The organism is Actinoplanes sp. OR16 (assembly GCF_004001265.1).
Taxonomy (GTDB): Bacteria; Actinomycetota; Actinomycetes; order Mycobacteriales; family Micromonosporaceae; genus Actinoplanes.
Genome location: NZ_AP019371.1, coordinates 8,389,579 through 8,403,675, shown reverse-complemented (window position 1 = coordinate 8,403,675; position 14,097 = coordinate 8,389,579). Strand labels below are relative to the sequence as shown.

Here is a 14,097-nt window from a genome sequence, read left to right as displayed (position 1 = left end):
CGGCGAGGTCCGCTGGTCATCGCTCGGATGGGACTATTGCGCCCCGCGCGGATTTCTGATGCCGGCGGTGTCGAACGACTAGGGTCGACGTCGTTATGGGTTTCCTGTCCCGAGATGCGCCGGCGGCTCTGCGTGCCGGCGTCAGTGTCGCGACACCGCTGCTGGTGGTGCTGCTGATCGACCGCCCGCACTGGTCGATGTACGCCGCGTTCGGCGCCTTCACCTCCCTCTACGGCCGGACCCGGTTCGGCGCGGAGCGTTTCGCCATGCAGTCCGGCGCGGCGCTCGCCCTGGTCACCGCGGTGCTGCTGGGCGTGCTCACCAGCGTCCTCACGGCGCGCACCTGGCTGGCCGTGCTGATCGCCGCCCTGATCGCCGGCGCCGGCACCGTCCTCGCCACGGTCGCCGAGTGGCATCCGCCGGGCGCGCTCTTCCTGGTCTTCGCGTTCGGCGCGGTCGCGTCGGTGCCGCACCGGCTCGCCGATCTCCCGGCGGCGGTCGCGGTGGCCGCCGCGAGCGCCGTGTTCTCCCTGCTGGTCGCGAACGCGCGATCTCTCCGGGCGGTCCGGCCGCGGGCCGCGCCCACCGCCGAGTTCCAGCCCTTGGATGTACGGGTGAAGCTCCAGCGCGCGATGCCGTCCGCCCTCTCGACGTCCGTCGCCGCCCTGGTGGCGGGCACGATCGCGACCGGATTCGGGATCGGCCACCCGTACTGGGCCACGGTCGCGGCCGTCGCCCCGCTCGCGGCCCGGGGACGCTCCGCTCAACTCGTCCGCGCCGCCCACCGCATCGCCGGGACACTGGGCGGCCTGCTCCTCGCGGCGCTGATCCTGGCACCGGGCTTCGGCCCGTACCCGGCGGTGGCGGTCCTGGCCGTCCTGCAGGTCGCCGCGGAGCTGGCCGTGGGCCGCAACTACGGCGTGGCGATGCTCTTCATCACCCCGCTCGCGCTGCTGATGAACCAGGTCGCGGCGCCGCGCCCGATGGCCGACCTGCTCGGGGACCGTGGCCTGGAGACGCTGATCGGCGGCGCCGTCGCCTGCCTGGTGATCCTCGCCGCCCACCAGCTCACGAAGCCACACCCCAAGCCGGCCGAGCCGTAGCCCAAGCACCGGTTCGTGGGGTGGCGACGTGTCCGGGCTACGGCTTGCGTGGTCGGGCCGGGAACGGGGACGCGTGAGGGCGCCGCCGTCACGGCGACGCCCTCATCGGCGGGGTGGATCAGCTCAGCGGAGCGTCGTGCGCGCCCCCGCTGCTCGCCGCCGAACCGGCGGTGGCCGGCGTAGCCGGGGACGCGAGGTCGCCCTTGAGCCGGCCGACCGTGAAGACCGCGTGCGCGGCCGCGTCGCCGAGCTCGCTCAGCGACCGGTTGCTGAGGTTCGTGATGTCGTCGCAGGCCTCGTGGTAGCACGGGTCGTACGGCTCACCCGCGGTGCCGCCGTACTCCGCCGCCTGCTCCTCGGTCTTGACGCCCTCGGCGCCGCTGAACAGGCCGCCGGCCGGGATGCCGACCGCGATGAACGGGCCGTAGTCGGACCGGCCGTCGAACGCCGTCGGGTCGCTGGCCAGGCCCTGCGAGGCGAAGTAGTCGGTGAAGACCGACTCGATCGCGCCGGAGCCGTCCGGGCCGGCGGTGCCGGTGTCCGAGCCGTCGCCGTCGTAGACGAACCGCACGTAGTTCGGCGAGCCGACCATGTCGAAGTTCAGGTTCGCGTAGATCTTCGCCTGCTGGGTGGCGTCCAGCGACGCGACGTAGTGCTCGGAGCCGAGCAGGCCGGCCTCCTCGGCGCCCCAGAACGCGAAACGCAGCTTCTGGTTCGTCTTGACGTGAAGACGGGAGATCTGCTCGGCGATCTCCAGGATGGTGGCCGAGCCGCTGCCGTTGTCGTTGATGCCGGCGCCGGTGACGACCGAGTCGAGGTGGGCGCCGACGACGAGGACCCGGTTCGGGTCGCCGCCCCGGCCGTCCGCGATGATGTTGCTGGTGGTCGCGTTCGGGTCGATGAACGTGCTGGTCACCGCGCGGACCGTGACCACGCCGGCGGACGCCGCGGCGGCGAGGGCGCTGCCGTCGGCGAAGCTGAGCCCGACGACCGGCAGGTCGAACGGCTCGCCCAGGGTGCCGGTGAGCAGCTCGTCACGGCCGGGCTGTCCCTCGTTGAAGACGATCACCGCGTCGTACCCGGCGGCCTTGGCGTTCTGCGCCTTGACGATGAAGTTGCAGCCGCCGCGCTGGACCAGGGCGATCTGCGGCGCGGTCGCCGAGGCCGGTGCGAAGTCGGCAGCGGCGCAACCCGCGGTCGAGCTGGGCTCCGGGGTGGGCGGGAGCACGTTGTTCAGCGCCGGGACCACCTGGCCGGTGACGTCGCCGGAGCCGGAGAAGTCGAAGGTGTGCGTCTCGTAGGCCGGTCCGGCAGGGGAGACCCGGGTGAGCTGCGCCGGCGCCAGCTCCTTGAAGAACGGGAAGACGAACTTCTGCTCGGTGACCTGGTAACCGGCCCTCTTCAGAGCCTTCTTCACGTACGCCGCGCTCGCGTTGAATCCGGCCGTGCCGGACGCGCGAGTGCCGTCGTTCTGATCGGCGATCTTCTGGAAGGCCTTCAGGTGGTCCCGGACCCCCGAGACGGTGACGGCCTCACGCAGGCGCTTGGAGCTCTCCGGGTGGTGGCCGTGGCCGTGTCCACCGGCGGTCGCCGGTGCCGCGGCCAGCGTGACGAGCAGTGTCGCGATGGCGGGTATGGCCGATCTACGCAACGAAACTCTCCTCCGTGCGACGGTCGCGATCCGCCGCCGGAGGTGTTCCGGCGATCCCCGCGACATCGAGGGTTGTCAGCGCGCAGATTAACCCGCCTGGATGTCCGCGGGAAGTGGATCGCGCGGACGTGTCACTCTGGGATGACCAGACACTGCGGAGGGTGGCATGTCAGAGGCGCGACCCAACAGCGAGACCTTCGAGTACGCGGGGGCGACCGTCCAGCTCGTCGACGCCGTCACCCTGCTAGCGGCGGCCCGGGTGAACCCGGTCGAGCTGCTGCGCCGGGCGACCTGGCCGGCGCCGGTGCAGCGGGTGGACCTGACGGTCTCGGCCGATGCCGCCGACCACGTGTTCACGGCCCGCATCGCGGCCGGCGGCGAGCCGATGTCGACCGAGCGGATGCGGAAGATCGTCCTCGGCAACGATCCGCTCGGACTGCTGCTGTCGAAACGGATTGCCGCCGGTGACCCGGTCGCGACCCGGATCGTCGATGGCGTCGGAACGGCGGCTGCCGCGGCGTACCGGAAGCTGGGTCTTGATCGTCCCGCGGGCCCGCAGGCCGAACGCGAGCCGGGAGTCCTCGCCGACGCCGTGGTGGGCCTGCAGGCGAGCGTGATCTATCAGGAGGGCGGGACCGTCGCCCGGCTCGAGGCCCGGGTGCCGCGCGACGAGGTCGGGCCGGAGCACCTGCGCGCGTTCGTGACCCTGACCCTGACGGCGGTGCTGGAGCTCAGCGAGCCGGATGCCTTGCGGGGCCGGCACTACGTGGTCAGCCGGGAGAGCCTGCCGAAGACGCCGGTGACGACCCAGGCGGTCACCCTCGACATGGTCGGTGGCCTGGCCGACGTGGTCGCGGAGCTGCGCCAGGTGGCGGTCTCCTTCCGGCATCCGGAGGCGATGGCGCGGTGGGGGGCCCGGCGGCCTCAGGGCATTCTGATGTACGGGCCTCCGGGCACCGGCAAGACGATGCTGTCCCGTGCCCTGGCGAACGAGATCGGCGCCGACTTCCGGGAGATCCGCACCCCGGAGATCCTCGACAAGTGGCTGGGCGGCTCGGAGCGCAACATCAAGCAGATCTTCCGGGACGCCCGGCGTTACCGGGTGCCGACGCTGATGCTCTTCGACGAGTTCGACTCGATCGTCAGCTACGCGGGCGCCGGCGGCGACGCGGCCAGCCAGGCGCTGAACGCGGTCGCCGGCATCTTCAAGCAGGAGATGAATGACCTCATCGAGGCCAACCCGAACGTGCTGGTCGTGGCGACCACCAACTTCCCGCACCGGGTCGACGAATCCCTGATCCGTTCCGGCCGCTTCGACATCAAGGTCAGCGTTCCGAAACCGGACGAGAACGCCCGCGCCGAGATCTTCCGCAAGATGATCCGCGCTCTGATCGCCGCCCACGAGACCCCCGGCTTCCGCATGTTCGCCGAAGACCTGGACTTCGGCGCGCTCGGCGTGGCCGCCACCGGCATGACCGGCGCCGACATCAAGGAGGTGCTGCGCCGCGTCCAGCTCACCAAGGCCATGCAGGACGCCCGCGGCGCCGCCGCCGACCCCATCTCCGAGCAGGAACTACTGGAAGCGGTCCGCTCCCTGCGCGGCGGCGTCTAGGGCGAAATCGGGGATCTCGGCGGGGCGGCCGAAATGGTAGCCCTGGGCTCGGCGGTAACCGAGGCGGTAGAGCTCGTCGGCCTGGGCCTGCGTCTCGACGCCCTCGGCGACGGCGACCATGCCGAGGCCGTCGGCCACCTGGATGAGTGAGGTGGCGATGACGGCGTGCCGGCCGGCCAGGGTGACGTTCTCGACGAACGACTTGTCGACCTTCAGGATGCGGACCGGCAGGGACTGCAGCAGGCCGAGGGACGAGTGGCCGGTGCCGAAGTCGTCGAGGGCGATCTCCACGCCGAAGTCGTCGAGTTCGTGGACGGCCCGGGCGGCGGCGCCGCCGCCGAAGACCGCCGTCTCGGTGACCTCGACGACGAGTTCGCCGGGTTTCATGCCGGTGCCGGCGAGGATGGCGGCGACCAGGCCGGGGAAGCCGGGTTCGGCGAGCTGGCGGGCGGAGACGTTGACGCCCATCCGGTACGGTGCGATGCCCCGCTCGCGCCACGTGACGTGCTGGGCGCAGGCCGTCCGCAGGATCCATTCGCCGAGCTCGACGATCAGCCCGGTCCGTTCGGCGACCGGGATGAAGTCGGCCGGGGTGACCAGGCCGCGGTCCGGGTGCCGCCAGCGGACCAGGCTCTCCACGGCGAGGACCCGGCCGGTCGGCAGCTCCACGATCGGCTGGTAGACGAGGTGCAGCTGACCCTGGTCCAGGGCGGTGCGCAGCTCGGCGCCGAGCCGGGCCTCCTCGCCGGCCTGGTCGTCGAGGCCGGCGCGGTAGCGGCGGTGCCGTCCGCCGCCGGCCTTCGCGGCGTACATCGCGACGTCGGCGCGGCGCAGCACCTCACCGGGATCGGCGGCGTGAGCGGCCGGAGGATGCTCATGATCGCCTGCTCTCGTCCCGGCGCAGCCGGCCGGACGGCACCGGCAGGTGCCGTCGGCTATCCCGATGCTCGCGCCGACGAGGAGGTCTTGGCCGCCGGCCCGGATCGGATGGTGGATCGCCGCGTGCAACCGGACGGCCAGTTCCTCGGCGGCCTCCGGGGTGGCATCGGGCAGCAGCACCGCGAATTCGTCCCCGCCCATCCGCGCGGCGAGGGGAGCGGCGGCGAGGGGAGCGGCGGCCAGGGGCGTGGCGGCGAGGGTGGCCGGGGGTGCGCCGCCCGGCAGCGTCGCGGCGATGCGCCGGCTGACCTCGACGAGCAGTTCGTCCCCGACGGCGTGGCCGAACCGGTCGTTCACCGCCTTGAAGCCGTCCAGGTCGAGCAGCAGCACGTGCGGCGACCCGTCGGCGAGTGCTGCGGTGAGCCGGCGCTCGAAGCGGCGCCGGTTGGAGAGGCCGGTCAGCTCGTCGTGCATGGCCAGGGTCTCCAGCCTTCCGGCCTGCTGCTGCACCTGTTTCACGAATCCCCAGGTGCGGGCCACGACCAGCAGGAACAGGGTGACCGCCCCGACGCCGATGCCGGCCCAGGCGATGTCGTCCGGGTCTTGCAGTCCCTCCCAGAACAGCAGGCCGGGGGCGAGTAGCGAGGCAGCGGCCAGCACGGCGAGGCGGCGGCCCCCGACGCGGTCGGCCTCGACGCCGCTGCGCGGGCGCCGGCGCATGGTCGGGTGCAGGGCGGCGGCCGCCCAGCAGATGTACGCCATGAGGAAGCCCGAGTCGACGAGGCCACCGGTGTACCCGGCCGAGCTGGACATCGTCGTGTAGATCAGGTCGCAGGTCAGCATCAGGGTGGCGCCGGCGGCGAGCAGCCTCAGGCTCGGGGTGCGGTTCTCGGCACGGGTCAGCATCCGGGCGACGGCGGCGGTCAGCAGCACGTCGGAGAGCGGGTACCCGATCGTGACGAGGCGCTCCAGCCACGGTGAGCCGGCGTCCTCCAGGGTCGGCCCGATCACGAACACCCAGTAGATCAGCCCGATCCCGGTGGAGATCACCGCGGCGTCGATGAGGCCGCCCCGGTCACGGCCCCCGCTGCCACGGCCGAGCCGCGACAGGCCGAGGAACAGGAACGGGTACGAGCAGAGGTAGAGCGCGTCCGCCCAGTACGGATAGGGGTACTCGCCGAGGCGCAGCTCGGTCACGTCGTACGTGATGTCCCCGGACACGAAGATCGCCACGCCGGTGCCGAAGAGCAGCCAGGCGGCCCGGTGGTCCGGCCGGTTCCGGGCGATGCCGAGGAACAGCATCGACACCGACGCGACGCCGACCGTGTTGACGTAGATCTTCGCGGGCAGGGTGTCGTCGGGCACCAGCGGGAAGCAGAGGGCGGCGGCGGTCGCCACCATCAGCCAGCCCGCCCAGAGCGGGACCCGTCCGAACCGCACGCCTGAGAATCGTCTGATCCGGCCCGGTGCTGAGAGAACCCGCCGCTCAGCGATGTCGGACGGTTGCCGAACTTCAGGGGTGTGGGGTTCCGGCCGGTCGCGGCGTTGCGTCGAGGGGAGCTGCCGCCCACGCTGATCCTGGTGGCGCTGATGCTGGTGGTGCTCGGTGTGCCGGTCTATGTGATCACTTTACGCGCTTTCGATCATCTGGAGCGCAACGAGCTGGGCCGGGAGGCCGAGGAGCTGCGGGTCGCGATCGGCGCTCATGCCCAGCGGCTGCGCGACTTCGGCGTCACCAATTCGATCTGGACCAGCCTCTACGACGACATCGCGACCGGCGACGACCGGCGGTTCGCCGTCGACCTGCCACCGCCGGTGCTGCGCGACCAGTACGGCATCACCGCCGCGGCGGGCGTCGACGCGACCGGCCGGATCGTGGTGGGCGGCGTGATGACCGGCGACGCCTACGCCCCGATGCCGGCGCCCTTCGACGACCCGGCCACCATGCTCGGCTACATCCGCCCCGGCGCCGCCGCCGGCGCGGGCTTCTGCGGCCTCACCAGCGTGACCGGCGCACCGGCCGAATTCTGCAGCTTCGCCGTCTACCAGGACCTCGGCACCGGCTCGCCGGGGGGATCGCTGCTGCTCGTCCGGGCCCTGGACGAGGCCGGGGTGGGTTCGCTGGCCGGGCAGACCGACGACACGATCACGCTGCGGGACGCGCCACGGGAGGGCGCCCGGCAGCTGCGCGAGCTGGACAGCCCGTTCGGCACGATCGCGGTGACCACCGCCACGGCCGGCGACGAGATCGCGGTGGCCTGCACGATCACCGGCGTGGACGGGGTCGCGGTGACCCTCGAATCCCTGAACGAGCGGTCGATCCACGGCATGGCGCGGTCCACGCTGCTGCGTCTCGGCGCGGTGGTGCTGCTCAGCGTGGCACTGGCCGGCTTGATGATCGCGATGGCGCAGCGCCGGGCGGTCCGGGTCCAGGTGCGGCCGCTCCGGCGCACCGTTGAAAAGATCATGAAATCCGGTGATCTGGCGTTGCGCGTGCCCCCCGCGGCGGGCCAGGACATCGACGCTGTGGGCCAGGCCATCAACGCCATGATCGGCGAGATCGCCCGGGAGACGGCGGAGATCGAGGGCATGCGGGTACGCGAGGAGCATGAGCGCGAGGACCGTCTGCGCGAACAGGAACAGCATCGCCAGGAGACGGCCGAGCGGGTCCGCGCCGAGTCCGAGCAGATCATCAGTGGCGTGTCCGGCCGGCTCGGCGACGCGGTACGCGGGGTCGACGCCGTGCGGACCTCGGTCGCCGACATCACCGCCGGGTCGGCCGCCGCGCAGGTCGCCACCGACCGGATGGCCGGCAACGCCGAGCAGGCCGACCGGGCCGTCGAGGCGCTCACCGTGAGCCTGCCCGCCACCCGCGACCTGGCCGCGCTGATCGCCTCGATCGCCGGGCAGACCCGGATGCTCGCGCTCAACGCCACCATCGAGGCGGCCCGTGCCGGACCGGCCGGCCTGGGCTTCGCGGTCGTCGCCGACGAGGTCCGCAAGCTGGCCGACGACACCGCCGAGTCCGCCGAGCGGATCACCGCGACGCTCGGCACGCTGACCAGCACCGCCACCGACGTCTCCGGCGCGGTCGCCACGATGACCGAGACGATCGAGAGCGTGCGGGTGGCGATCGGCCAGGTGCGCGCGGTCGCCGACGATCAGCAGCAGACCATCGGCGTCCTGGTCGATCAGGTCCGTGACGCGATCGGCGGCATCGAGGAACTGGCCGCCGGCCGCGGGCACACAGGTGGTTCGCAGCAGGGTGTGGGGTAATGACTCGCCATGCACACCTCCCACCACGACATCGCCGTCGCCGCCCGGAACCGGGTGGCATTCCCGCTACTGGTCCCGTTCGTGCTGCTGGCGTCGCTGGTGGCGGTCCGCTGGCCGCCGCTGCACGACCTCGACGAGTCGGTGTCGGAGCGGATGCACGGGGTGGCGCTGTCGCATCCGGGCTGGGTGGACGCGCTGACCTGGCTGACCCACATCCTGAGCCCGACCGGCTGGCGGCTGGCCGTCCTGGCACTGGTGATCTGGCTGTTCCGCCGGGGCGCCCGGTCGGTCGCGATCTGGGCGGCCGTCACGATGATCGCCGGCGGCCTGCTGGGCGCCGTGCTGAAGCTGCTGTTCAGCCGGGCCCGGCCGGAGTTCCTGGAGCCGGTCGCGAAGGCCTCCGGCTACTCGTTCCCCTCCGGTCACGCGCTCAACGCCGCGCTCGGCGCCGCGATCCTCCTGCTCGTGCTGACGCCGATGGTGCGCGGACACCGGCTCGCGACGGTCGGTCTCTGGACCGCCGCGCTCGGGCTTCCGCTGGTCACCGCGCTGACCCGGGTCGGGCTCGGCGTGCACTGGCTCAGTGACGTGACCGCCGGCCTGTTCCTCGGCGCCGCGATCGCCGTCGCCTCGGCGGCCATCCATTCGCGTCGAGGTGTGCCGGAGCCCGTGGAAGGGTAAAGGCAGCGACCATGTTCGCTGTGGTTAAGCAGGCCGCCAAGTCGATCGTGCTGCCGATCGGCGCCCTACTCGTGTTCCTGATCGGACTCGGTCTTCTGCTCACCCACCAGGCGGCGCACTGGTGGCCGCTGACCGTCGAGGACGGGGTGAACCGCGAGTTCGCCGCCGACCGCACCGCGTCGCTCACCGAGCTGTCCGGCTGGACCAGCAACGTGGCGAACACCGGGTGGATCATCGCGGTCACCGCTGTCGTCGCGGTGATCCTGCGGCTGGTCCTGCACCGCTGGCGTGAGTCGATCTTCCTGTGTCTCGCGGTCACCGCGCAGGCGCTGGTCTTCTACTTCACGACGCTGGCCATCGACCGTCCCCGGCCGGACGTGCAGCGCCTCGACCAGTCGCCGCCGACCAGCAGTTTCCCGTCCGGGCACACCTCGGCGTCGGTCGCGCTCTACCTCGGTCTCGCGCTGCTGCTCGCCGGCCTGGCCCGGCACACCTGGCTCAAGGCGCTCTGCTGGCTGCTCGTGCTGGTGCCGATCAGCGTGGCCCTGTCCCGGGTCTACCGCGGCATGCACCACCCGAGCGACATCGTCGCCGCGTTCATCAACGGCACCACCTGCGTCATCGTGATGTCACGGGCCATCTTGGACCGTAGGGTGGGCCCATGGCTACGCTCGACTTCCCTTCCCCGCCAGCGCCGAACGGATTCAGTCCCGTCGTCTCGATCGCTGCGGGCAGCCGGCTGATCCTCACATCCGGCCAGGTGCCGATGGCCGCCGACGGCAGCATCCCGGCGGGCTGGGAGGCGCAGACGCGTCTCGTCTTCCAGAACCTGACGGAGGTGCTGGCGGCGGCCGGCGCCGGCTGGCCCGACGTGGTGAAGCTGACCTTCTTCGTGACCGGGGTCGACGATCTCCCGGCGGTGCGCCGGGTCCGTGACGAGTTCGTCGACGTGAAGCAGCCGCCGGCCAGCTCGCTCGTGCGGGTGGCCGGGCTGTTCCACCCGGACCTGCTCGTCGAGGTGGAGGCGACGGCGGCGGTGGCCGCGTGACGGCCCGGATGCGGTTCACCAAGTGGGGCGGCAAGCTGCACTGGCACTACGCGATGGAGCCGCTCGGTTCGGACGAGCACGGGCTGTGGTTCGGCACGCGCGCCGGGACGGTCATGCAGAGGGGGTACGAGGACCCGGTCCTCGAGCCCCACGATTTCGTCACGCTCGTCCCGGTCGAGGGGGAGTGGATCGCCAGCTTCAACCCGTCGTCAGCGGACACCGAAGTCGCCGTGTACATCGACGTCACGAGCCTGCCGGCGTACGAGGACGGGGTGGTCTCAGCAGTTGATCTTGATCTTGATGTGATCCGGCTCTTCGACGGCTCGGTGCGGGTGCTCGACGAGGACGAGTTCGCCGAGCACCGGATCCTCTACTCCTACCCGGCGCCGGTGATCGCGAAGGCGCTCGCGACCACCGATGACCTGGTCGGACTGCTCACCGAGGCGGTCCAGCCGTTCGAGACGGCGGGTGCGCACCGGCTCGCGGCCTATCTCAGTAGCTCAGCAGCCCCGCGTTGATCTGCTCCCACTTCGCCCGGAGCTCGGCGACGATCTCCGGGTGCTTGGCGGCGAGGTTGGCCTGCTCGCGCGGGTCGGCCTCGACGTCGTAGAGGGCGTCGCTGGTGGACAGGCGCAGGTACTTCCACTTGCCCCGGCGCAGGGCGCGGTTCGCCCGGGTGCGCCAGAACAGATCCCGGTCCGGCACGTCCGAGCCGCGCAGGAGATAACCGGCCAGGCTGGTGCCGTCGAGCGGGTAGTCCGGGTCGGGCGCGGCGCCGGCGATCTCCAGCAGCGTGGCCGTCCAGTCGTGCGTGACCACCGGCTCGTGGCTGACCTGGCCCGACCGGATCCGGGCCGGCCAGCGCAGGATCGTGGGCACCCGGATGCCGCCCTCGCTCAGGCTGGCCTTGTTGCCGGTGAGGGGCCAGTTGTACGAGAACCGCTCACCGCCGTTGTCGCTCGCGAAGACGACCAGGGTGTTCTCCTCCTGGCCGGTCCGGCGCAGCGCGGTCAGCACCTGGCCGATGCGCTTGTCCAGGTTCTCCACCATCCTGGTGTAGGTCTCCAGGGACCCGCCGTCGTTGTGGAAGATCGCCTGGAGGTTGCCCGCCTTGATCTTGGCGGTGATCTCCTCGCTGATCTTCTGATCGCCGGGGGCCTCCCACGGCCAGTGCGGGCTGGTGAAGTTGAGGTTGAGCAGCCAGGGCCTGTCGTGCCTCCTGCCGATGTACTCCTCGGCCTTGTCGGCGATCACGTCGGTGTAGTAGCGGCCGTCGTTCGGGACCTCGGTCTCGCCCTCGAACAGGTCGTACTTACCGGTGTGGCTGTACTTCGAGTAGTAGTCCACGCCGCCGGAGTAGTTGCCGAAGAAGTAGTCCCAGCCGGTCCGCAGCGGGCTGAAGTGCGGCAGGAAACCGCCGTGCCACTTGCCGATCAGGGCGGTCGCGTAGCCCTTGCCCTTGAGCAGCGAGGCCAGGGTCGGATGGTCGGCCGGGATGCCGTCCCGCTCGTTGACGCTGCCGATCGGCTCGGGCAGGCCGCCCGGGGTGCGCCCGGGGAGGCGGCCGGTGTAGAGCGCCACCCGCGTCGGCGAGCAGACCGCGCCGGACGAGTAGCCCTGGGTGAACCGCACGCCGGCCTTCGCCAGCCGGTCCAGGTTCGGCGTCCTGATGTCCGGCGAGCCGTAGCTGCTCAGGTCGGCCCAGCCCAGGTCGTCGGCGAGGATGAACAGGATGTTCGGCCGCTTGGCGTTCTTCCCCGGCGCCGCCCTGAACGGGCTCTCCGTCGTCGCTGCGGCGGCCTCGGCCGGCAGAGCCGTTACTGCGGCAGCGCCGGCGAGCGCGCCGAAAACTCCGCGGCGGGTGGTCCCACGGTTCGTCACATCGTCTCCTGTGGATCTCGGAAGGCGCTGCCGACATTAACCCCCATGCCGATAGGAGTAAAGGACTATCCCACTCTCGTTGTCATACCCCTGTGAGAGGGTCTCCGGGTGCTTGTCGAATTCGAGGGGGAGTTGTGGATCTGGTCTGCTCGACGCGACGAGAGCTGGACTTTCGTGAGCCTGCCCGCCGACTCCTCCGAGCTGATCCGTGAGCTGACGGCCGGCTCGCGGCGCGGCTTCGGCTCGGTCCGGGTGCGGGTGACAGTGGGCGAGACCACATGGAAGACCTCGATCTTCCCGGGCGGCGGCGGCCCCTTCGTGCTGCCGATCAAGCGAGCGGTCCGCACGGCCGAGTCGCTGGAGCCCGGCGACGTGGCGTCGGTGACCGTGGAGCTGCTCGACTACTAGCCTGTCGACCGTGACCCTCGTCGATTACGACCGCGAGGCCGCCGACTACGACCGGACCCGCGGGGGAGAGGCGCGTGCGCAGGCTGCGGCCTCGGCGGTGGCCGGGCTTCTCCCCCTTTCCGTACGGGTGATAGCCGACGTGGCATGCGGCACCGCCATCGTCACCACCCTCCTGCGCTCCCGGCCGCCGGGCGGTGCGGGGCCGGTCTTCGTGGTGGGCGTCGATCGGGCTCCGGGCATGCTCGCGCGGGCCGGGTCGCGCCTTCCCGGCCGGATCGTGCGGGGTGATGCCGTGGCGCTTCCGCTCCGTGCCACCTCGGTCGACGCGGTGGTGATGGTGTGGCTGCTGCACCTGCTCCCCGACGCCGAACCGGTGATCGCCGAGGCGGCGCGGGTGCTGCGTCCCGGCGGCGTGCTCATCACGACCGTCGACAAGAACGAGGCGCCGTTCGCCGTGGCGAGCGACCTGGCCGGAGTCACCCTCCCCTGGCGTGACGCCCATGCCCGCCACCGCACCGACGCCCGCGACAGACTCCTCGCCCTCGGGGACCGGCACGGTCTCACCGCGGCGGGCGAGGCGTCGTTCGCCGGGGTCGGTCAGGGACGGACTCCGCGGCGGTGGCGGTCCGGGATCGAGGCCGGGCAGATGCCGTGGGCGCCTCCCTCGGCAGCCGGCGAGATCTGCCGGGCCATCGCGGCGCTGCCGGACCAGGACCTACCGAGGCCGGATCCGGTCTTCCGGCTCCTCGCCCTCACCCGTCGGCCGTCCGCCTGAGTTCGGTGTCGGCCTGAGTTCGGTGTCGGCCCGGCCCTGGGATCATTCGTTCGCATCGCCGGTGCGCCCACCCTCCCCGGGATCGTGGAATCGGGGGAAGCATGGGGGCATGACGAGACTGACGGCACGGGAGATCGTGGAACAGGCGCCGGACGGGTGGGTCTATCTGCTCGGGTCGCTGCGGACGCGGCTGCGGACAGGGAGCTTCGGCACCGGGTTGTCGCTGGTGAACGCTATTGGGGCGGCGGCCGAGGCGGCGGACCACCATCCTGATCTGGACCTGCGGTACACCTGGGTGGACGTGCGGCTGATCAGTCACGACGTGGGTGCGGTGACCGGGCGGGACCTGCGGATGGCCCGGACGATCGCTGACCTCGCCGCGCAGGCCGGGGTGCCGCTGGAGCGTGCGGGGCTCGCCGGCCTGGAGTTCGCGCTGGACACGCCGGAGATCGGGAAGGTGCTGCCGTTCTGGGAGGCCGTGTTCGGCGGCGAGAAGGGCGACGACGAGCTGAAGGATCCGAGCGGTTCGCTGCCCACGCTGTGGTTCCAGCGGTCCGGCGGCGACGAACCCCGGCAGCGGTGGCATCCGGACCTGTGGGTGGATCCGTCCGAGGTGCGCGGCCGGATCGAGGCGGCGATCGCGGCCGGCGGGTCGCTGGTCAGCGATGAGCAGGCGCCGAGTTTCTGGGTGCTGGCCGATCCGGACGGCAACAAGGTGTGCCTGTGCACCTGGCAGGACCGGGGATAGACGGGAAAGAGGCGGGGCGGCCCGAGCCGCCCCGC

The 14,097-nt window shown here is 71.6% G+C and carries 13 protein-coding genes; 10 read left to right on the top strand and 3 right to left on the bottom strand.

From position 1 onward, the window contains the following. Nucleotides 1-95 precede the first annotated feature (95 nt). Entirely contained in the window at nt 96-1,103 is a 1,008-nt protein-coding gene (locus EP757_RS38705) for an FUSC family protein (RefSeq protein ID WP_127553296.1), read from the top strand. Between the two features lie 118 nt (nt 1,104-1,221). On the opposite strand, the gene EP757_RS38700 is transcribed toward EP757_RS38705, so the two are convergent. After that, nucleotides 1,222-2,754, bottom strand: a complete 1,533-nt coding sequence (locus EP757_RS38700) for a M20/M25/M40 family metallo-hydrolase (protein ID WP_232050230.1) — start codon at nt 2,752-2,754, stop codon at nt 1,222-1,224. Nucleotides 2,755-2,920: 166 nt separating this feature from the next. Between EP757_RS38700 and EP757_RS38695 the strand changes: the two genes are divergently transcribed. Then, complete coding sequence (locus EP757_RS38695) at nt 2,921-4,366, top strand: 26S protease regulatory subunit (RefSeq protein ID WP_127553294.1); 1,446 nt, start codon at nt 2,921-2,923, stop codon at nt 4,364-4,366. On the opposite strand, the gene EP757_RS38690 is transcribed toward EP757_RS38695, so the two are convergent. After that, on the bottom strand, nt 4,328-6,685 hold the full coding sequence (locus tag EP757_RS38690) for a putative bifunctional diguanylate cyclase/phosphodiesterase (RefSeq protein WP_370457734.1): 2,358 nt from the start codon (nt 6,683-6,685) through the stop codon (nt 4,328-4,330). The genes EP757_RS38695 and EP757_RS38690 overlap by 39 nt on opposite strands. A gap of 81 nt (nt 6,686-6,766) precedes the next feature. On the opposite strand from EP757_RS38690, the gene EP757_RS38685 reads away from it, so the two are divergent. Genes EP757_RS38685 through EP757_RS38665 form a run of 5 tightly spaced genes read left to right on the top strand, consistent with a single transcriptional unit; the run spans nt 6,767 to nt 10,768 of the window. Continuing rightward, entirely contained in the window at nt 6,767-8,521 is a 1,755-nt protein-coding gene (locus EP757_RS38685) for a methyl-accepting chemotaxis protein (protein ID WP_127553293.1), read from the top strand. A gap of 9 nt (nt 8,522-8,530) precedes the next feature. Continuing rightward, entirely contained in the window at nt 8,531-9,202 is a 672-nt protein-coding gene (locus EP757_RS38680; protein WP_127553292.1) for a phosphatase PAP2 family protein, read from the top strand. A gap of 11 nt (nt 9,203-9,213) precedes the next feature. Beyond that, complete coding sequence (locus tag EP757_RS38675; RefSeq protein WP_127553291.1) at nt 9,214-9,945, top strand: phosphatase PAP2 family protein; 732 nt, start codon at nt 9,214-9,216, stop codon at nt 9,943-9,945. Next, nucleotides 9,864-10,250 carry a RidA family protein gene (locus tag EP757_RS38670; RefSeq protein ID WP_127553290.1) on the top strand — a complete coding sequence of 129 codons (387 nt, stop codon included), beginning with the start codon at nt 9,864-9,866 and terminating at the stop codon, nt 10,248-10,250. Before EP757_RS38675 ends, EP757_RS38670 begins: the two co-directional genes overlap by 82 nt. Then, complete coding sequence (locus EP757_RS38665) at nt 10,247-10,768, top strand: DUF402 domain-containing protein (RefSeq protein ID WP_232050229.1); 522 nt, start codon at nt 10,247-10,249, stop codon at nt 10,766-10,768. The genes EP757_RS38670 and EP757_RS38665 overlap by 4 nt, the downstream gene beginning before the upstream one ends. On the opposite strand, the gene EP757_RS38660 is transcribed toward EP757_RS38665, so the two are convergent. Beyond that, nucleotides 10,743-12,131, bottom strand: a complete 1,389-nt coding sequence (locus tag EP757_RS38660) for a sulfatase-like hydrolase/transferase (RefSeq protein ID WP_127553289.1) — start codon at nt 12,129-12,131, stop codon at nt 10,743-10,745. The genes EP757_RS38665 and EP757_RS38660 overlap by 26 nt on opposite strands. Before the next feature lie 108 nt (nt 12,132-12,239). On the opposite strand from EP757_RS38660, the gene EP757_RS38655 reads away from it, so the two are divergent. The 3 genes from EP757_RS38655 (at nt 12,240) to EP757_RS38645 (ending at nt 14,062) form a co-directional block, all read left to right on the top strand. Then, nucleotides 12,240-12,539: a DUF1905 domain-containing protein gene (locus EP757_RS38655; protein WP_127553288.1), complete on the top strand. Its 300-nt coding sequence runs from the start codon at nt 12,240-12,242 to the stop codon at nt 12,537-12,539. Nucleotides 12,540-12,549: 10 nt separating this feature from the next. Further along, a complete protein-coding gene (locus EP757_RS38650) occupies nt 12,550-13,314 on the top strand; it encodes a class I SAM-dependent methyltransferase (protein WP_127553287.1) in 765 nt (254 codons plus the stop codon). A 109-nt stretch (nt 13,315-13,423) separates the two neighbouring features. Next, nucleotides 13,424-14,062 carry a VOC family protein gene (locus EP757_RS38645; RefSeq protein WP_127553286.1) on the top strand — a complete coding sequence of 213 codons (639 nt, stop codon included), beginning with the start codon at nt 13,424-13,426 and terminating at the stop codon, nt 14,060-14,062. Nucleotides 14,063-14,097: the final 35 nt, after the last annotated feature.